Source organism: Mesorhizobium sp. WSM4310 (assembly GCF_007003935.1).
Taxonomy (GTDB): domain Bacteria; phylum Pseudomonadota; class Alphaproteobacteria; order Rhizobiales; family Rhizobiaceae; genus Mesorhizobium.
Genome location: NZ_VFTA01000009.1, coordinates 93,274 through 111,979, shown reverse-complemented (window position 1 = coordinate 111,979; position 18,706 = coordinate 93,274). Strand labels below are relative to the sequence as shown.

At 63.6% G+C, this 18,706-nt stretch carries 19 protein-coding genes and 1 tRNA gene; 11 read left to right on the top strand and 9 right to left on the bottom strand.

What is annotated here, in order from left to right; translation table 11 throughout:
* The first annotated feature begins 45 nt into the window (after positions 1-45).
* From FJV80_RS12670 to FJV80_RS12660, 3 genes are read left to right on the top strand one after another with little or no spacing between them, the layout of a single operon-like run.
* Entirely contained in the window at positions 46-1,320 is a 1,275-nt protein-coding gene (locus FJV80_RS12670; RefSeq protein ID WP_142876530.1) for an extracellular solute-binding protein, read from the top strand.
* Positions 1,321-1,378: 58 nt separating this feature from the next.
* A complete protein-coding gene (locus FJV80_RS12665; protein ID WP_142876529.1) occupies positions 1,379-2,263 on the top strand; it encodes a sugar ABC transporter permease in 885 nt (294 codons plus the stop codon).
* A complete protein-coding gene (locus tag FJV80_RS12660; protein WP_095772225.1) occupies positions 2,260-3,102 on the top strand; it encodes a carbohydrate ABC transporter permease in 843 nt (280 codons plus the stop codon). Before FJV80_RS12665 ends, FJV80_RS12660 begins: the two co-directional genes overlap by 4 nt.
* A gap of 37 nt (positions 3,103-3,139) precedes the next feature.
* Here the strand turns inward: FJV80_RS12660 and ugpC are convergent, their stop codons facing one another.
* A complete protein-coding gene (gene ugpC / locus FJV80_RS12655; RefSeq protein ID WP_142876528.1) occupies positions 3,140-4,225 on the bottom strand; it encodes a sn-glycerol-3-phosphate ABC transporter ATP-binding protein UgpC in 1,086 nt (361 codons plus the stop codon).
* 163 nt (positions 4,226-4,388) lie between these two features.
* Here ugpC and FJV80_RS12650 point away from each other — a divergent pair, with 163 nt between their 5' ends.
* Positions 4,389-5,897: a multicopper oxidase family protein gene (locus tag FJV80_RS12650; RefSeq protein WP_142876527.1), complete on the top strand. Its 1,509-nt coding sequence runs from the start codon at positions 4,389-4,391 to the stop codon at positions 5,895-5,897.
* Between the two features lie 6 nt (positions 5,898-5,903).
* Positions 5,904-6,338, top strand: a complete 435-nt coding sequence (locus FJV80_RS12645) for a YqaA family protein (protein WP_095787913.1) — start codon at positions 5,904-5,906, stop codon at positions 6,336-6,338.
* Positions 6,339-6,372: 34 nt separating this feature from the next.
* Here the strand turns inward: FJV80_RS12645 and FJV80_RS12640 are convergent, their stop codons facing one another.
* From FJV80_RS12640 to FJV80_RS12630, 3 genes are all read right to left on the bottom strand, one after another.
* A complete protein-coding gene (locus FJV80_RS12640) occupies positions 6,373-6,915 on the bottom strand; it encodes a cytochrome b (protein WP_246688954.1) in 543 nt (180 codons plus the stop codon).
* A gap of 135 nt (positions 6,916-7,050) precedes the next feature.
* Positions 7,051-7,127 (bottom strand) — tRNA-Arg (locus FJV80_RS12635).
* An 84-nt stretch (positions 7,128-7,211) separates the two neighbouring features.
* Positions 7,212-8,375 (bottom strand): M20 aminoacylase family protein, encoded by a 1,164-nt coding sequence (locus FJV80_RS12630; protein WP_095772362.1) that lies wholly within the window; start codon positions 8,373-8,375, stop codon positions 7,212-7,214.
* Positions 8,376-8,628: 253 nt separating this feature from the next.
* Between FJV80_RS12630 and FJV80_RS12625 the strand changes: the two genes are divergently transcribed.
* Positions 8,629-9,795, top strand: a complete 1,167-nt coding sequence (locus FJV80_RS12625; RefSeq protein ID WP_142876525.1) for a D-alanyl-D-alanine carboxypeptidase family protein — start codon at positions 8,629-8,631, stop codon at positions 9,793-9,795.
* A 68-nt stretch (positions 9,796-9,863) separates the two neighbouring features.
* A complete protein-coding gene (locus FJV80_RS12620; RefSeq protein WP_185975198.1) occupies positions 9,864-10,973 on the top strand; it encodes a GTP-binding protein in 1,110 nt (369 codons plus the stop codon).
* Positions 10,974-10,989: 16 nt separating this feature from the next.
* Here FJV80_RS12620 and FJV80_RS12615 read toward each other — a convergent pair whose 3' ends face one another.
* The 5 genes from FJV80_RS12615 to FJV80_RS12595 form a co-directional block, all read right to left on the bottom strand.
* Positions 10,990-11,229, bottom strand: a complete 240-nt coding sequence (locus FJV80_RS12615; RefSeq protein WP_185975197.1) for a sulfurtransferase TusA family protein — start codon at positions 11,227-11,229, stop codon at positions 10,990-10,992.
* 8 nt (positions 11,230-11,237) lie between these two features.
* The gene (locus tag FJV80_RS12610; RefSeq protein ID WP_142876522.1) at positions 11,238-12,569 is read right to left on the bottom strand and encodes a murein L,D-transpeptidase family protein; all 1,332 of its coding nucleotides are present in this window, start codon (positions 12,567-12,569) and stop codon (positions 11,238-11,240) included.
* 238 nt (positions 12,570-12,807) lie between these two features.
* On the bottom strand, positions 12,808-13,758 hold the full coding sequence (locus FJV80_RS12605) for an acetyl-CoA carboxylase carboxyltransferase subunit alpha (RefSeq protein WP_095772234.1): 951 nt from the start codon (positions 13,756-13,758) through the stop codon (positions 12,808-12,810).
* Positions 13,759-13,856: 98 nt separating this feature from the next.
* On the bottom strand, positions 13,857-14,774 hold the full coding sequence (locus FJV80_RS12600) for a site-specific tyrosine recombinase XerD (RefSeq protein WP_095793203.1): 918 nt from the start codon (positions 14,772-14,774) through the stop codon (positions 13,857-13,859).
* 24 nt (positions 14,775-14,798) lie between these two features.
* Positions 14,799-14,951, bottom strand: a complete 153-nt coding sequence (locus tag FJV80_RS12595) for a histidine kinase (RefSeq protein WP_142876576.1) — start codon at positions 14,949-14,951, stop codon at positions 14,799-14,801.
* 211 nt (positions 14,952-15,162) lie between these two features.
* Between FJV80_RS12595 and FJV80_RS12590 the strand changes: the two genes are divergently transcribed.
* From FJV80_RS12590 to FJV80_RS12575, 4 genes are all read left to right on the top strand, one after another.
* Entirely contained in the window at positions 15,163-15,774 is a 612-nt protein-coding gene (locus FJV80_RS12590) for a shikimate kinase (protein WP_095772363.1), read from the top strand.
* Positions 15,771-16,907 (top strand): 3-dehydroquinate synthase, encoded by a 1,137-nt coding sequence (gene aroB, locus FJV80_RS12585; RefSeq protein ID WP_095772237.1) that lies wholly within the window; start codon positions 15,771-15,773, stop codon positions 16,905-16,907. Before FJV80_RS12590 ends, aroB begins: the two co-directional genes overlap by 4 nt.
* A 1-nt stretch (position 16,908) precedes the next feature.
* A complete protein-coding gene (locus tag FJV80_RS12580) occupies positions 16,909-17,793 on the top strand; it encodes an HlyC/CorC family transporter (RefSeq protein WP_095787906.1) in 885 nt (294 codons plus the stop codon).
* A gap of 85 nt (positions 17,794-17,878) precedes the next feature.
* Positions 17,879-18,679 carry an alpha/beta hydrolase gene (locus FJV80_RS12575; protein WP_142876521.1) on the top strand — a complete coding sequence of 267 codons (801 nt, stop codon included), beginning with the start codon at positions 17,879-17,881 and terminating at the stop codon, positions 18,677-18,679.
* Positions 18,680-18,706 lie beyond the last annotated feature (27 nt).

The window sequence follows — 18,706 nt, the reverse complement described above, 5'->3', positions numbered from 1 at the left end:
AACGTTCAAGGCGGATCTAACCGCCGTACTCGGGAGGAAGCTGAGATGAACTTTCGCAGGATGATGGCCATAGCGGTGGTTGCGGCCGGAGGAATTTGGGCCGTCGCGGCCCAGGCCGAAGAAACCGTCATGTGGTGGGATTTCCTCGGCGGCGGCGACGGTGTGCGCATGAAGCAGATGATCGCCGACTTCAACACCGCTCACGCCGGCAAGATCAAGATCGACGCCACGACGCTGGAGTGGGGCACGCCCTTCTACGCGAAGGTGCAGACCTCGGCGGCGGTCGGTGAGGCGCCAGACGTCATGACCTACCACGCCAGCCGCATCCCCCTAGCGGTGAGCCAGGACATTCTACAAGAAATCACCGCCGACGACATGAGCAAGATGGGCCTCTCGGCCTCGGACTTCGCCCAGACGACGATGGGCGCCGTGACGGTCGACGGCAAGCAATACGCAGTGCCGCTCGATACCCATCCGATCGTCCTGTATTACAATCGCGCCCTTCTGAAGAAGGCAGGCGTGCTCGGCGACGACGGCCGTCCCATGGGCATGAAAAACAAGGAGGAATTCACCGCGACACTGCAGAAGCTGAAGGATGCCGGCGTCGAGTTCCCGCTGGGCAGCGTCACCGCCGACGGCAACTTCATGTACCGCACCATTTACTCGCTGGTGTGCCAGCAAGGCGGCGAGCTTCTGACGGGCAACGAGTTCCTCGCCGGCGACAACGGCAAGAAGCTGGCGAACGCGTTGACAGTCCTGCAAGGGTGGACGAAGGCCGGGCTGCAGTCGACCTACACGGACTATCCCGCAACCGTCGCCCTGTTCACCTCGGGCAAGGCCGCAATGATGATCAACGGCGTCTGGGAAGTTCCCACGATGACCGACCTCGCCAAGCAAGGCAAGCTGTTCGACTGGGGCGCCGTCGAGATCCCGGTGATCTTCGACAAGCCATGCACGTATGCGGACAGCCATTCGTTCGCAATCCCGAAGAACAAGGGCAAGGAGATCAGCCCGCAAAAGCGTGCCGCCGTTCTCGAGGTGATCTCATGGATGGACAAGCACTCGCTGTTCTGGGCGACGGCAGGCCACATCCCGGCGTACAAGCCAGTCACCGAGACGGCCGAATACAAGGCAATGCAGCCCAATGCGACCTACTCGACGCTGACGGCCAACATGATCTTCGATCCGAAGTCGACCAAGGCCGGTGTCGCCGGGCCGATCTTCGACATCATGTCCAATTATTTCGTGCCGACCCTCAACGGCGAGATGGACCCAGGCGAGGCGGTGAAATCCATCAAGGAAGAGCTGAACAGCATGTAGGGCTCAAAGGCTGGGACCGCCCGCCCAGGGCGGCCCCAGCCGTGTTCGAGGAAGAGCCATGCTTCGCAACTCCCGCACTGAACGTCTTGTCGCGCTGGTGCTGGTCGCTCCCTTCCTGGCGATCTACCTGCTGGCGTTCGTCTATCCGACGGTCCAGATGTTTCGCATCTCCTTCACCGATGCGCCGCTGATCGGCACGGGGCGGTGGGTCGGTCTCGACAACTACCTGCGGCTCGACAACGACCCGATGTTCCGGCGCGCGCTCTGGAATACCGCCTACTTCGTGGTGATGACGGTCGTCCCCGGGACACTCATCGCCCTGCTGATCGCGCTTGGCGTTTCACGTCTCAAGGGCCGGTTCCAGGCGATCGTGCTGGCGCTGTTCTTCCTGCCCTACATACTGCCGGTGTCCGTCGTCTATCTGATCTGGGACTGGACGCTGAATTTCCAGTTCGGGATCGCGATGCATGTGCTGGACTGGCTGGGAATCCCGCGCGTGCCGATCTTCAAGTCGCGCGTCTGGTTCTTGCCTGCGGTGGCCGGGGTGACGATCTGGTGGACCGCGGGCTTCTCGATCCTCCTCTTCCTCGCCGGATTGCGGTCCATACCAATGGAGATCTACGAAGCCGCCGCACTCGACAACTCGACGCGATGGACGACCTTCCGGCGTATCACCTGGCCGCTGCTGTGGCCGATCACCTCGCTGGTATTCACCATCCAGCTCATCCTGCAGCTCAAGATCTTCGATCAGGTCTATCTGTTCTCGATAGGCGGCCGGCCGAACGACAATATGGTGCTTGTCTACTACGTCTTCCAGAAGGCCTTCCAGCAGAACCAGGGAGGCAGGGCGGCGGCTGTCGCCGTCACCCTCTTCGTGCTCGTGGTGGTCGTCTCGGTCCTGCAATTCCAACTGCTCCGGTTTGCCGAAAGGCGGCGCCGATGAACGCCATGGCAGCGAAACGCTGGAACGTCTGGGGCGGGATTATCACGGCGCTGACGCTCGTCTGGGCCATCCTGTGGGCGTTCCCGCTCTATTGGGGCGTGATCTCATCGCTCAAACCGGACGACGAGGTCATCCGGCCTTACATCGAACTCTGGCCCGAGACGCCGACGCTGGAGAACTACATTGACGCCCTGACCACCACCCAGATCGGCGCCTGGTACGTCAATTCGGTGGCGGTCGCGGTCGGCGTGACGATCATCACCATCTTCATCTCGATGCTGTGCGGCTACGCGATCTCGCAGTTGCGGTTCCCGGGGCGGATCGCGCTGTGGTATTTGATCCTCGCCTCCTTCATGGTGCCGACTTCGGCGCTGATCATCAATCATTTCGTGCTGGTCGCCAACCTTGGCCTGCTCAACAGCTGGGCCGGGATCATGTTGCCGCAGCTCATCCACCCCGTCATCATCATCGTGTACAAGCAGTTCTTCGACCAGGTTCCGAAGGACTTCCGCGAGGCCGCGGTCATGGACAATGCGTCTGAATTCGGGATCCTCTTCAAGATCTACATGCCGATGAACTGGGGGGTAACGACGGCGCTGTCGATCGTCTGCTTCATCTGGACGTGGAATGCGTTCTTATGGCCGTTCCTCTCGGTGACCCGCACCGAGATGATGACGATCACCGTCGGCATCACGCAGGTCAATGACGCCTTCGGTGTCTACTACGCGCGCCAGCTGTCGGCAGCCGTACTGGCCGGCCTTCCGGTGGCACTGGCCTACCTCTTCTTCCAGCGCCGGGTAACCGAAGCGATAACGCTCTCGGCAGGCATCAAGGGCTAAAGCGCGTCGCGTGGAACCGGATTTAGGCTCGGCAGGTTCAGGCCCCGTCAGCGCCCGCGTGCCAGGCCGATCCGTCCGCGGCGAAGAGATGCAAGGCCGTGGTGTCGAGCTTCAGCCGAACGGCGTCGCCCGGTTTGACGCTCGAAAGCCCACGGTCCTGTGCCGTGACCTGCGTCCCATCCGCAAGCCGCGCATAGACCAGCGTTCGCTCGCCAAGGCGCTCGACGACGGTGGCCGTGGCCGATGTTTCACCGCCTTCGGCGACGACAGTCAGCGATTCCGGCCGCACCCCGAGTTCGCGCCAGTCCATGTTGACCTGCGCGCTGGGAAGTTCGACCAGCGATCCGTCGGTCAAGCGCGCATTGAGCCTGTCGCCCGAGCCCGAAACCGTGACAGGCAGAATGTTCATCGCCGGAGACCCGACGAAGGTCGCGACGAATCGCGACGCCGGACGTGCATAGACATCGACGGGTCTGCCCATCTGCTCTATCCGGCAATTGTTGAGGATGACAATGCGGTCGGCGAGCGTCATCGCTTCCACCTGGTCGTGGGTGACGTAGATCATCGTCGACTTCAAACGCTGATGCAGTTCGGCAAGCTCGACGCGCGTGCGGGCTCTAAGCGCCGCGTCCAGATTGGAGAGCGGCTCGTCGAACAGGAATGCCTTGGGCTCCTTGACGATCGCACGCCCGATGGCCACGCGCTGGCGCTGCCCGCCGGAGAGCTGCGACGGCCGTCGCTGAAGCAGCGCTTCGATCTCCAGGATACGCGCAGCCTCAGCGATCCGTTGGCGTATAACATCCGGCGCGACCCGAATGTTCCTCAGCCCAAAGGCCATGTTCTCCGCGACCGTCATATGCGGGTAAAGCGCATAGTTCTGGAAGACCATCGCAACGTTGCGCCTGCCCGGCGCAAGGTTCTCCGAGCGTACCCCGTCGATCGTCAGCGTGCCTTCGTCAATGCTTTCGAGGCCGGCGATCATCCGCAGCAGCGTCGTCTTGCCGGAACCGGACGGCCCGAGAAACACGACCAGCTCTCCTGGCTGAATGTCCAAGCTCACGTCGCGGATCACCTCGACTGTGCCAAAGTGCTTTGATACGCCCGAAAGCGCGATTCCGGCCATGCCTGCGATCCTTCTTTCCTACATAATTTCGGATAAATACCCGATGTCAAGGAACTATGGGCGCCGTGTCGATCAGGCGGCCCAAACGCCGCATTGACGTGGCCAGGCATCGGCAGTCTCCTAGGACCCTTGGGTGTTCAACGACTGGTCGAGGAAACGAAAGATGCATCGGCGAGGTTTTCTGGCGGCAGGTCTTGCGACGGTTCTTGTGAGCAAGCGTGCCGTCGCGCAGATGAAGATGGACGACATGCCCGGCATGGATATGGGCGGTCACTCAGGTCACGATATGGCCGCCGTGCCGCAAGGCACGGTGGTTCTGCCCGAGGGCGAGGCGCTGCGCGAATTACCCCTGCTGGCGAACCAAGCCAGCAGGCCGGGCCTGTTCAAGGCGACGCTGACGGCCGGGTCCGCCACGGCACGTTTTGCGGAGGGATTGGACACGCCGATCCTCGCTTACAACGGCACCAGCCCCGGACCGCTGATTGAGGCAGTCGAGGGCGACCGCGTCGAGATCACCTTCGCCAACCGGATCGCGAACGAGGCAAGCACCATTCATTGGCACGGCATGCCGGTGCCGGCCGATCAGGACGGCAACCCGATGGACCCGGTCGTCGCCGGCACCGACCGCACCTACAGTTTCGATCTGCCGGAAGGCAGCGCCGGCTCCTATTGGTATCACCCGCATCCGCACGGCAAGACCGCCGAGCAGGTCTACCGCGGCCTTGCCGGCGCGTTCGTGGTCAAGCCGAAGGCCGATCCGATCCCGGCCGCCTATGGCGATACCGTGCTGGTGTTCACCGACCTGCGCCTTGCGGCCGATGGCAGCTTGCCCGACAACACGATGACGGACCTGATGAACGGGCGCGTCGGCGACCATGTGCTGGTCAACGGCCAGAAGAATCCCACACTGACGGTGCCCTTTGGTGCGAAGCGGCGCTTCCGGCTTTACAATGCGACCAACGCGCGCTTTCTGCGGCTCTCCTTTGACGGCGCGGCGATGACAATCATCGGAACCGACGGCGGTCTGCTGGAGACCCCGGTCGCGGCCGGCGACATCCTGCTCAGCCCGGCGGAACGGCTCGAACTGGTCGTCTCTTTCGACAAGCCCGGCGCGGCCGCGCTTACCACGCAAGATTATGACCGCGGCTGGATGGGTCCCGGGCGACCAGCCGATGCCGGACTGACGTTGCTGACGGTCAATGTCTCGCAGACCGAGGCGGACCCAGTTCCGCCACTTCCCGACAGGCTGCGGCCGATCGCGCAACTCGGCGCTCCGGCTGTCAGCCGCCGGTTCGTCTTCACCGAAACCATGGCCATGAACGCCAGCGGCATGGAGATGGGCTTCCTGATCAACGGCGCCGCTTTCGACATGAAGCGCATCGACGTCGTCGCCAAGGCCGGTCAGGTCGAACTCTGGGAGATCGTCAACGAGGCGGACATGGATCATCCATTCCATGTGCATGGGACGCAGTTCCAGGTGATCGAACACGAACGCGGCGGCAACGTATCAAAGCCGGCCTATCGCGCCTGGAAAGACACCGTCAATGTCGCGCGCGGGGAGACGGTAAGGCTGCTGCTGCGGCAGGACCGGCCGGGGCCGAGGATGTATCACTGCCATATCCTCGAGCATGAGCAGCTCGGCATGATGGGCGTAGTCGACGTGCAGGCATAGTCCAGCGTGGCGGCGCTCTATGGCGCACTGTTCCTCAGCGCCTTCCTCGCCGCAACCGTCCTGCCGGTTTCGTCGGAGGCGGTGCTCGCCGGCCTTGTCGTCTCGGGCCGCGGTGACCCCTGGCTGCTCCTTATGGTGGCAACGATCGGCAACACGCTCGGCTCCGTGTTGAACTGGGTTCTGGGGCGTGGCATTGACGGGCTGCGCAACAGGCGCTGGTTTCCGGTCACCGCCGATCGCTACGAGCAGGCGTCTCGAACGTTCCGGCGCTTTGGCGAATGGACACTGTTGTTTGCCTGGCTGCCGGTTGTCGGAGATGCTCTCACCCTTGCCGCGGGCGCTGCGCGTACGAACCTCGGTGTGTTCGTCGCTCTTGTCGCGACAGGCAAGGCTGCACGCTATGCAGTGATCGTCGCGGGAGGGTTGTGGGCGACGGCGTGAGCCATCTCCACATCATCGACCGCAAGCAGCATTGTCATACGCGCGAGGCCTTTTTCGGCCGGCCGAAGACCATGCTTCGCATGACGCCATCGCGCAACAGCCCCAAATGCACCGTGGCAGCCAGGACGTGAATGCCGACAAGTCCAAGCATTATCCAGACCAGCTTCTGATGCACGAACGCGAAACCCCTTGCCGACAGCGCGCCAACCGATGGTGCCAGCGGCACGGGCAAGGTTCCAAAAAGCCGTGCGGGGGGCATGAAAGGCATTGGCCGGTAGCCCAGCCATCCCGTTATCAGGACGGCGAGGATGGTGACGTAGAGTAACATGTGGAAGAAAGCCGTCGCGAACCGCACGAACCGTGAGGTTGGCCTGGCCGGGGCCCGGGTGAAGCTGCGCCAGCAAAGCCTGAGGACGATGATGGCCAGGATCGTCGCGCCGATCGACATGTGAAGCGGCAGCCAGTTCATCATCGCCATGCCCGGCCCCCGCATCGGCCCGAAGGCAATGGCGATTTGCGCCGCGAGCGCCGCCACGGTCAGCCAGTGCAGTAGACGAATGCCGAAATGCCAATGCAAGCGAGGTTTCCCGCTCACCTTCGCGGCCCGACATCTATCAAGGGGGCGCATGAGGGCGTGATGTCTTCGTCCTCTTCAACGGACCTGATACCGCAAAGAGGTACAGGGCCTCTTCGCCAAGCACTTGAAAATACATGGTGATCCCGACAGGAATCGAACCTGTGACCTACAGATTAGGAATCTGCCGCTCTATCCTACTGAGCTACGGGACCACGCGGCCCGACACATAACCGCTTCGGACCGTTTCGCCAAGAGGCCGGCCGCATGCAATCGGCCGGCCTCTTGTGCAGTGCTCATCACGCGGCCAGCGCGGTTTCCGCCAGCTTCACCCAGTAGCTCATGCCGTGCGGGATGGCCTCGTCGTTGAAATCATAGGCCGGGTTGTGAAGACCGGCGGTGTCGCCATTGCCGATGAAGATGAAGGCGCCGGGGCGGGCTTCCAGCATGTAGGAGAAATCCTCGCCGCCCATCACCGGCTGGATGCCGCGGTGGACATGGGCGTCGCCGGCGACATCGGCCGCTATATCGCTGGCAAACACCGTCTCATCGGCATGGTTGAAGGTCACGGGGTAGTTTGCCTGGTAGTCGATCTCGATCTTGGCGCCGAAAGCGGTCGCCAGGCCGTCACAGATGGTGCGGATGCGCTCTTCGGATTTCTTGGCGATCTCCTTGCGCAAGGTGCGCACGGTGCCGGCGATCTCCGCCGATTCCGGGATGATGTTGTAGGCGTCGCCGGCATGGAACTTGGTCACCGACACCACCACGGCCTCGACCGGATCGGTGCTGCGCGAGGCGATCGTCTGCAGCGCGCCGACCAGCTGGCTGGTGATGACGATCGGGTCGATCGTGCCGTGCGGCATCGCGGCGTGACCGCCCTTGCCTTTCACGGTGATGGTGAATTCGGCCGTCGCCGCCATGATGGGGCCAGGACGGATGGCGAACTGGCCGACGGGCAGGCCCGGCATGTTGTGCATTCCGAACACCTTGGAGATGTCGAATCGCTCCATCATGCCGTCCTTGACCATCTCGTTGCCGCCGCCGCCGCCTTCTTCCGCCGGCTGGAAGATCACCGCCACGGAGCCGGCGAAGTTGCGCGTCTCGGCGAGGTATTTCGCGGCACCCAAAAGCATCGCCGTGTGGCCGTCATGGCCGCAGGCGTGCATCTTGCCGGGAACGGTCGAGGCATAGGGCTTGCCGGTGATTTCGTTGAGCGGCAGCGCATCCATGTCGGCGCGCAGGCCGATGGTGGCGCCTTCGCCTTGGCGGCCGCGTATGATGCCGACGACGCCGGTCTTGCCGAGACCGCTGACCACATCGTCGCAGCCGAACTCTTTCAGCTTTTCGGTGACGAAAGCCGCCGTCTTGAAGACATCGAAGTTCAGCTCCGGCGTCTGGTGCAGATGCCGGCGCCAGCCGGCGACTTCGTCCTGCATTTCAGCGGCGCGGTTCAGGATTGGCATGATGGTTCCATTCGTTGTTGGATGAGCCGGCTTCAGCCTGGTCTTCTGCAATTGTGCCCGGGGTTTTGCAATTGTGCCGGGGCTTTGGAATTGTGATTGTCAGGCACTTTGCCATGTTGGCGTCACATAGGGTAAATAGCACCGCACCGATGTGGTCCGTTTTTGAGGGTCGGACTCATTGTGCTGGCGGTCGCGTAACGAAATCTTACGGAGCCAGGGGCAATCAGGGCAAGAGGCGATTTCGGATTAGATCATGCGGCACAGGCATTTCCTCAAACTATTCTCGGCTGGCGCGATCATGCTGTCGGTCCTGGCCGGACCGGCGCTGGCCAATCCGGTGGTTGTCTTCGATTTGAAGAACGGCCAGATCCTGCAGCACCAGGATGCCTTCAAACGCTGGTATCCGGCCTCGCTGAGCAAGCTGATGACCGCCTATGTGACCTTCCGGGCGATCGCGGCCGGCGAGGTCCAGCTCGATTCGCCGATCAAGGTGACCAAGCACTCGGCCGGTGAGCCGCCAAGCAAGATGGGTTTCAAGCCGGGCTCGGTGATGCGGCTCGACAATGCGCTGAAGATGATGCTGGTCAAATCGGCCAATGACATCGCCATGGCTGTCGGCGAGAATGTCGGCGGCTCGCAGGCCGCCTTCGCCGAAAGGATGAATGCCGAAGCCGCACGGCTCGGCATGAACGGCACCCATTTCGTCAATCCGAACGGCCTCTATTCGCCCGACCAGTACACGACGGCGCGCGACCTCGCCGTGCTGGTGATGGCGATCCGCCGCGAGTTCCCGCAATATGCGCCGTGGTTCTCGATCGAAGGTCTTGCGGTCGGCAAGAAGGCCATTTCGAACTACAATCTGCTGATCGGCCGCTATCCCGGCGCCGACGGCATGAAGACGGGCTTCGTCTGCCCTTCCGGCTTCAACATGATCGGTTCGGCGACGCGCAACGGCCGCACGCTGGTCGCGGTTGTGCTGGGCGAGAAGTCGGCGGTCAGCCGCGCCGAAACCGCGGCAAAACTGCTCGACCAGGGGTTTGACACGCCCACGGCCGGTTCGGCCACCGTCGCCACGCTGGCGCCCTATGGCGACACGGTTTCGCCCAACGACATGCATGACGAGGTCTGCAAGAAGAAGACGAAGGAGGAGCAGTCCGAGGCGCCGCCGGCGGCCGCTGCCAAGGACGCGCCGAAATCGCCCTATCAGGAAAAGCTCGACCATGTGCCGACGCTGGTCGCCGTTGGCCTCGGCGGCGCCACCGGCCCGGCGCCGAAGGCGATGCTCGACCAGGGCGGCCAGGAATATGCCGACGTGCCGATCCCGAGCTGGCGGCCCGATCGGCCGGCGCCGACCGGCTCCGGTCCGGCCGTTGCCGGTTCCGCCGCGCAGGGCGACCAGCCGGTCAAGGTCGCGAACTAGAGCATGATCCCGAACAGTGGAATCCGGTTTTCGGAAAAGATCATGCTCAAACAACGAGACAGAGCCTGATGAATGGGTTTCCGATCCCCGTCTCGGTGCTGACCGGCTTCCTCGGCGCCGGCAAGACGACACTGCTCAACCGGCTGCTGAAGGACCCGGCGCTGGCCGACACCGCGGTCATCATCAACGAGTATGGCGAGGTGGCGATCGACCATTTGCTGGTCGAGCAGGCTTCCGACGGGATCATCCAGCTTTCCGACGGCTGCCTGTGCTGCACCGTGCGCGGCGAACTGGTCGATACGCTGGCCGATTTGGTCGACCGGCTGCAGACCGGCCGTATCGCCCGGCTTGCCCGCGTCATCGTCGAGACCACGGGGCTGGCCGACCCGGCGCCGGTGCTGCAGTCGATCATGGCGCATCCGGCGCTCGTCCAGGCTTTCCGGCTCGACGGTGTCATCACCCTGGTCGACGCGGTCAATGGCAATGCCACGCTCGACGCCCATGTCGAGGCGGTCAAGCAGGTCGCCGTCGCCGACCGCATCGTGCTGAGCAAGGCCGACCTGGTGACCGATGCCGGCGATCTCGACACGCTGCGGGCGCGCCTGCGGCAGATCAATCCGGGTGCCGAACTGCTTGATGCCGGCCATTCAACGACCGGCGTGGCGGCGCTGTTTGATTGCGGCCTCTACAATCCCGCCACCAAATCCGCCGATGTGCGCCGCTGGCTCGGCGAGGAAGCGGCGCATGACCACGACCATCACCACGATGGTCATGACCATGATCACAGTCATGGGCATGGCCATCGCCACGATTCCCGCGTGCGCTCCTATTCGCTTGTCCATGACGGTCCGGTGCCGTTTTCAGCGATAGAAATGTTCCTCGACCTGCTGCGTTCGACGCATGGCGAGAAGCTGCTGCGCATGAAGGGCGTGATCGAACTCAGCGAAGATCCGTCACGCCCGCTGGTCATCCACGGCGTGCAGAAGATCCTGCATCCGCCGGCAAGGTTGCCCGCCTGGCCGAACGGCCAGCGCGGCGCGCGGCTGGTGCTGATCACGCTCGACATGCCGGAAGACTATGTGCGCAGGCTGTTCGCCGCCTTCACCAACCGGCCGTCGATCGACACGCCCGACCGCGCGGCGCTGGAGAACAATCCGCTGGCGATCGCCGGAAGATAGCGCTTCACACTGAAATTCAGATGGTCCCGCCGCGCTCGACCAGGAACCGATGGCCGCCTGATACCGCCGCTGTTTCAATCAGCTGGTGGCCGGCATCCGAGCAAAAGGCGGGAATATCGATGACGGCGAGCGGGTCGGTGGTCTCGAGCCAGAGCCGGCTGCCCGGCTGCATTCTCGCCAGCCGCTTCTTTGCCTTCAGTACCGGCAAAGGGCAGTTCAGCCCTTTCAGGTCGTAGACAGCGGTCCCCCCGGCCAAGACCAAGCTCAGCCGCCGAACATGCCGAGCAGCTTGTTCTTCAGCTTGGTTACCCGGCTCTCATCGGCGCTCGCTGCCTGCGTTTCGGCTTCCGGCGCGGCCTCCGTCGGGGCGGCTATGGTGGCGGTGGCGACCGGGGCTTGCTTGGCGGCCTTGGCCGCTTCCTTTGCCGCCACGGCTTGCGCCTTGGCCGCTTCCTTTTCGGCCAGCGCCTGTGCCTTTGCGGCCTCCTTGGCTTGCTTGGCGGCCTCTATGGCGGCCAGCCTCTGCTCCTCGGCCTTCTGCTTGGCGGCCTTTTCGGCGTCGAGTGCCGCCATCTTGCGGCCGGCCGGCGAATCGATGCGGCCCATGCGCGCCGTTTCGGTCACCGTGCCGTCATTGTTGAGCGAAGGCGGATCGATCGGCACGCGCTCGCCGCGCGCCCGGCGCTTCGACCAGTCGGAGACGATGCTGGCTTCCTTGATGCCGGCGATGGTCGGCTTCGGTGGCGGCACGCTTGCCTTGAGCGCGCTGTTGAAGGCCGTGTCATAGGTGCTCTGATAGGCGTTGTAGGCGCTCTTCAGCGAGTCCGGCTGGGTGGTCGCCGGGCATGGTCCGGTCGGATCGAATGTCTGGCCGTCGGCGGCGACCTGGTTGAAGACGTAGCGCTTCTCGCAGACATCGACCTTCGGCGGCACCTTGGTGACCTCGAAATTGTCGTAGCCGACCTTCAGCATCTTCCAGAACTCGTAGTTCGGGTCGCTGCGATAGCGGGCCATGTTGGCGGCAGTCATGCGGAATGGGAAGGCCTGAACCTGGAACTCGGTCTGGCCGCCCTGGAAAGCGTCGCGGCCGAAGGCATAGATCTGCTCGATCTGCGCGTCGGTCATCGAATAGCAGCCCGAGGACGAACAGGCGCCATGCACCATCAGGTTCTGGCCGGTGCGGCCGTTGGCGCGGTCATAGGCGTTGGGAAAGCCGATGTTGAAGGACAGATGGTAGTTGGAGCGCGGATTCATCTGCGACGGGCGGACCGTGTAGAAGCCTTCAGGCGCCTGGCGGTCGCCTTCGGTGTATTTGGGACCGAGCTTGCCCGACCATTTGCAGATGTCGTAGCTCGCCACCATGTCGTAGCGGCCGTTGGTCTTGGCCTTCCAGATCTCGAGCTTGCCCTCTTCCTTGAAGATGCGCGCCATCACCGAGGAGGTGCGCACCATGCCCTTGGCCTTCATGTCGGCAAGGATCTTGTCCGGCAGCGGCTTGTTGGCTTCCGGGGCAAAGTCCTTCATCGACGAATCATTGCAGCCGGCGATGGCTATCGAGGCGGCGAGGACTCCGGTGCGGGCGAGCTTGGCAAACATGGATACGGCTATGTCTTTTCCCTCGGGCCAGGCTGCGAAACTGCCGAGCCCATATGCTGAACACCGACGGACCGTAAGCCCGTTAACCTTGAAAATTCCTTACCGCAAGCGTCGACCAACCACTCACGGCAATTTCATTGACCCGAATCCGGCGGCATTTTTGTGGCGAAATTGCACATTGCCGCCACATTGCCCCGCGCGCGGGGCTTCCAATGGCCTTGTCCGCTGGCGGATGCCGTCAGAGGCTGCGGCCCATCGCCAGATATTTCTCGCGGCGCTGTTCGCGGAAATCGGTGTTGGCGCCGGCAAATTCCTTCATCGTCCTGGCAATGAGGTCGCCGGTCGCGGCAATCACCGTTTCGGGCGCGCGCTGGGCGCCGCCCATCGGCTCGGGGATGATGGCGTCGATGATCTTCAGTTCCAGAAGATCCTGCGCGGTGATCTTCATGTTGGTCGCCGCGTCCTTGGAGCGTGTGGTGTCGCGCCAAAGGATCGAGGCCGCACCTTCCGGCGAAATCACCGAATAAATGGCGTGTTCGAGCATGTAGACACGGTTGGCGGTGGCGATGGCGATGGCGCCGCCCGAACCGCCTTCGCCGATCACCACCGAGATCGACGGCACCTTCAGCGCAAGGCAGGCCGAGGTCGAGCGGGCAATGGCTTCGGCCTGGCCACGCTCCTCGGCTCCGACGCCGGGATAGGCGCCTGCCGTGTCGACCAGCGTCAACAGAGGGATCTTGAAGCGGTCGGCCAGTTCCATCAGCCGCACCGCCTTGCGGTAGCCTTCCGGGCGCACCGAACCGAAATTGTGCCTCAGGCGGCTGGTCGTGTCCGAGCCCTTCTCCTGGCCGATGATCGCGACAGGCTCGCCGCGAAAGCGGGCAAAACCGCCAACGATCGCCTGGTCCTCGCCGAAATTGCGGTCGCCGGCGAGCGGCGTGAAGTCGCTGAACAGGCCCTTGATGTAGTCGACGCAGTGCGGCCTGTCGGAATGGCGGGCCACCTGCACTTTCTGCCAGGGCGTCAGCGCCTTGTAGAGATCGCGCAGCGCGTCGCGCGAACGCTTCTCCAGCCGGGTGATCTCATCGGCGACATCGACCGCTTCGCCATTCTCGGCAAGCTTCTTGAGCTCGAGGATCTTGAGCTCGAGATCCTGCACCGGCTTTTCGAAATCGAGGTAATTGTACATGCTTGAGCGGACCGATACGTCGGAAGGCAAGGACTGCGGAACCCTTGAAACCAAGGCCCCCGGCGGTGAAATGTCGTCCTCACATAGCGATATGAGGCCTAGTCGGCAAGCGGATGATGATCGTTGACCAGCCGCACCAGCCGCTCCTCCAGCACATGGGTGTAAATCTGTGTCGTCGATATGTCGGCATGGCCGAGCAGCTGCTGCACGGCCCTGAGATCGGCGCCGTTCTGCAGGAGATGGCTGGCGAAAGCATGGCGCAGCACATGCGGCGATATCTTCGCCGAGGCGATGCCCGCCCGTGCCGCCAGTCCTTTCAGGTCGCGGGCAAAGACCTGGCGCGAGAGGTAGCCGCTGTCGGACGCGGCCGGAAACAGGAACGGGCTTTCGGCGAAAGCCGCCACGCCGGCCCGAGCGGCAAGCCAGGCGCGCATCGCCACCCGCGCCTTGGCCGACAGCGGCACCATGCGTTCCTTGTCGCCCTTGCCGCGCACCATGAAGAAACGGTCGTCGCGCTGCGCCACCGTCACCGGCAGGCCGACGAGCTCGGAAACGCGCAGGCCGGTGGCGTAGAGCACCTCGACCAGCGCATGCAGGCGCAGCGCGGCCAGCCTGTCACTGTAGCCGAGCCCGGCGTCGCCGGCTTCCACCGCGGCGCGGTCGATCAACCGGCCGGTCTCGGCCTCGCTCATCGTCTTGGGCAGCGGACGGCCTTTTTTCGGGCTGTCCAGCGTGCCGGTCGGGTCGTCGATGCGCAGGCCCTCGGCGTAGAGGAATTTGAAGAACTGGCGTATCGCCGACAGTTTGCGCGCCTGCGACGTCGGCGCGAAGCCGCGCGCCGCGATATCGTCGAGATAGGCACGGATATCGGCGGCGGCAGCACCGGCAAGCCCGCCATCGATCCCGCTCGAAGCGTCTTCGAGATCACGTCGGTAGGAGGACAGCGTGTTTTCGGCGGCGCCGCGCTCGGCGCTCATCATTTCCAGGAAGGCCTCGATGCGGGCGGCGCTGTTCATCCTCGGGGATCAGCTTTTCTTCTGTCAGTTTTTCTTGGGGTTCAGCTTTTCCGGCGGGATGCGCACGCTCATCTCCGCTTTTTTGGGCTCGACGAACATCACCAACGCGAACATCGTACCATAGGCAATGCCGGTCAGAATCGCGAGGATCACGACAAAGCGAAACAGTGTCGGCATCAATTTTCGCCCGTCTTCTTGTTCTGCGTTTCCAAACCCTGTGCCCTTATGGGACGCCAATCCGACCAATTCAAGGAAGAAGCGGAGGCCTGTCGGCAACTTCTGATGCAGGCATCCTCCGCCCGATATAAGCTTGCCTATACTCGGCACGCTTGACGCAAACCGGCTTTTCATGTCGATACGCCGGCAAAGAGGGCCCAAGAAACAACTGATGAACGCGCACCAGGCAAATCCTCCAGGCGAGAGCCACGCCGCGCTGCTTGGCCGGCTGGGCAGCCGGTCCATCGTCTTTGTCGGCCTGATGGGCGCCGGCAAGACGGCGATCGGGCGCAAGGTGGCGACGATGCTTTCGCTGCCTTTCATCGACAGCGACCAGGAGATCGAAAGCGTCTCGCGCATGACCGTGCCGGAGCTGTTCGAACGCTATGGCGAGACCGAGTTCAGGGCCCTGGAACAGCGCGTCATCCTGCGCGTGCTTGAGAATGGCCCGCAGGTGCTTTCGACCGGCGGCGGCGCCTTCATGAACGCGCAGACGCGCGAGGCCATCGCCGGCCATGGCGTCTCGGTGTGGCTGAAGGCCGAGCTCGATCTTCTGATGGACCGGGTTTCGAAGAAGCAGAACCGGCCGCTGTTGAAAAGCGCCGATCCCCGCGCCGTGCTGGAGCGACTGATGGGCGAGCGCTATCCGGTCTACGCGACATCAGATGTTACGGTGCCGACCCGCGACGACCGCAAGGAGGTCATCGCCGCCGAGGTGCTGAACGCGCTGTGCCGGCATTTCGGCATCGATGAAATTGCAGCGACGGGCGAGATCGAATCGTGAGCGTGGACCAGCCAGTCACCGTCGAAGTCGGCCTTGGCGACCGCGCCTACGACATATTGATCGGCTCCGGCCTTCTGTCGCGCGCCGGCGAGGAGATTGCGCGCCGGCTGCCGGGTACGCGTGCGGCTGTCGTCACCGACGAGAATGTCGCCGCCGCGCATCTCGATACGCTGAAGGCAGGGCTCGAGAAGGGTGGCATCCAACCCACCGTCATCACGATGCCGCCTGGCGAGAAGACCAAGAGCTTTGCCCATCTCGAAGAGGTGGTCGACGGCGTTCTGGCCGCGAGGCTGGAGCGTGGCGACGTCGTCGTCGCGCTGGGCGGCGGCGTCATCGGCGATCTCACCGGTTTTGCCGCCGGCATCGTGCGGCGCGGCATGAATTTCGTGCAGATCCCGACCTCGCTGCTGGCGCAGGTCGATTCCTCTGTCGGCGGCAAGACCGGCATCAACAGCCCGCGCGGCAAGAACCTTGTCGGCGTCTTCCTGCAGCCGAAACTGGTGCTGGCCGACACGGAAGTGCTCGACACGCTGCCGATCCGCGAATTCCGCGCCGGCTACGCCGAACTCGCAAAGTACGGGCTGATCGACCGGCCGGAACTTTTCGCCTGGCTTGAGGCGAACTGGCAAAAAGTGTTCGCCGGCGGGCCGGAGAGGGCGCAGGCGATTGCCGAAGCCTGCCGTGCCAAGGCCGATGTCGTCGCCCGCGACGAATTCGAGACCGGCGACCGGGCGCTGCTCAATCTCGGCCACACATTCGGCCATGCGCTCGAAGCCGCCACGCAGTATGACGGCGCCCGGCTCGTCCATGGCGAGGGGGTCGCCATCGGCATGGCGCTGGCGCATCGCTTCTCCTCGCGGCTCAATCTGGCCAGCCCCGACGACGCGGCACGCGTCGAGACGCATCTGCGCGCGGTCGGTCTGCCGTGGCGGATGGCCGATATTCCGGGTGAATTGCCCGATGCCGAGGCGCTGCTTTCCTTCATCACCCAGGACAAGAAGGTGTCGCGCGGCGCGCTGACCTTCATACTGACGCGTGGCATCGGCCAGGCTTTTATCGCCAAGGACGTTCCGGCTTCGGAAGTGCTGTCGTTCCTGCGGGAAAACCACCCAGCCAGCCGGAAAGCCGGCTGAAATGGACAATGGCTGGATCGTCGTCGCCGTTCTTGCCATCCTCATCCTGCTGGTCGCTGCCGTGCGCACACGCCTTCTCGCCATGTTCGGCTATGAGCTGTCGCGCATCGAGCCGCAGCGCTCGAGCCAGGATGAGTTGCGCGGTGCTGTCGACGATTTCCGCCGCGACGGCCAGGTGGTGCGCGAGGACCGCGACCGTATCGGCGGCCTGTTCGACCTCGAAGAGCTCGAAGTCTCCGATATCATGGTCCACCGCACCAACATGCGCTCGGTCAATGCCGACAACGCCCCGGAAGCGGTGGTGCGCGAGATCCTGCAGAGCCCGCACACCCGCATGCCGCTGTGGAAGGGCTCGCTCGACAACATTGTCGGCGTGCTGCATGCCAAGGATCTGCTGCGCGCGCTGAACGAAGTCGGCAACGACTTTTCCAAGATCGACGTGATGAAGATCGCCTCGAAGCCCTGGTTCGTGCCCGATACCACAACCTTGCAGGAACAGCTCAACGCCTTCCTGCGCCGCAAGGCGCATTTCGCCGTCGTCGTCGACGAATATGGCGAGGTCGAAGGGCTGGTGACGCTGGAGGACATCATCGAGGAGATCGTCGGCGAGATCGCCGACGAGCACGATGTCGATATCCAGGGCGTCAAGCAGGAGGCCGACGGCTCCGTTGTCGTCGACGGCAATGTGCCGATCCGCGACCTGAACCGGGCGCTCGACTGGAACCTGCCGGACGAGGAGGCGACCACGATTGCCGGCCTCGTCATCCACGAGGCGCAGTCGATCCCCGAGGAGAAGCAGGCTTTCACCTTCCACGGCAAGCGCTTCATCGTCATGAAGCGCGACAAGAACCGGATCGCCCGGTTGAGGATCAGGCCGATCGCGTAGCGCCACTTTCGGCCACCTTACCGATCCTTCATTGGAACTTCGCGGCGTCCCGGTGCATTTTGCGCCGGGCAGTCAGGAGAAGATGATGATCGATCGGCGAACCCTGCTTCTGGCTTCGATGGCGGCTTTTGTGCCGGCCACGACGCTCGCGCGCCAATCCTCACCATCTCCCAAAACCTTCGACTACGGACCGGCCAAGCTCGACATCTATGCGCCCGACGGCGCAAGCGGGTTGCCTGTCGTCTTCTTCGCCCATGGCGGGGCCTGGGAGTTCGGCAAGCGCAGCCAGGTCGGCTCTAAGCCGGCCTTCCTGCTCGCCAACGGCTTCTGCTTCGTCTCCATCGACTACCGCATGCTGCCCGAGGCCGATGTCGCCACGCAGGCCAGTGACGTCGAAAAGGCCTATGCCTATGTCAGCGCAAATATCGCCAAGCATGGTGGCGACCCCAAGCGCGTTGTCGGCATGGGCCATTCCGCCGGCTGCCATCTGATCGCGCTGACCGGCATGCGCGGCGGGCTGCCCGGCGTCGCCGGCCTGCTTCTCGACGACACCAGGGCCTATGATCTTGCGGCGCTCGAGAAGAATGGCCGCATGGTGCGTGCCTATGCGCGGGTCTTTTCCGACCCTTCGCAATGGGCGGCACTTTCGCCCGCCAGCTATGTCGATGGCCGCAAGCATCCGCCGACCTTCATCGCGTATTCGGGGGCGTCAGGCCGTGGCGAGGAGTCGAAAGCCTTCGCCGAGCGCTTGCGCGCCACGGGCACCGAGGTAACGCTGTTCGACGGCAGCGCCTATACGCACATGTCGATCAACCGCGATTTCGGCAGGGATGGCGACGCGCTGACCGCTGCCGCCCTGGCCTTCCTGAAATCGACGGTCGGCTGATCGCTGTCGACTTCCGCTCGCCAACTT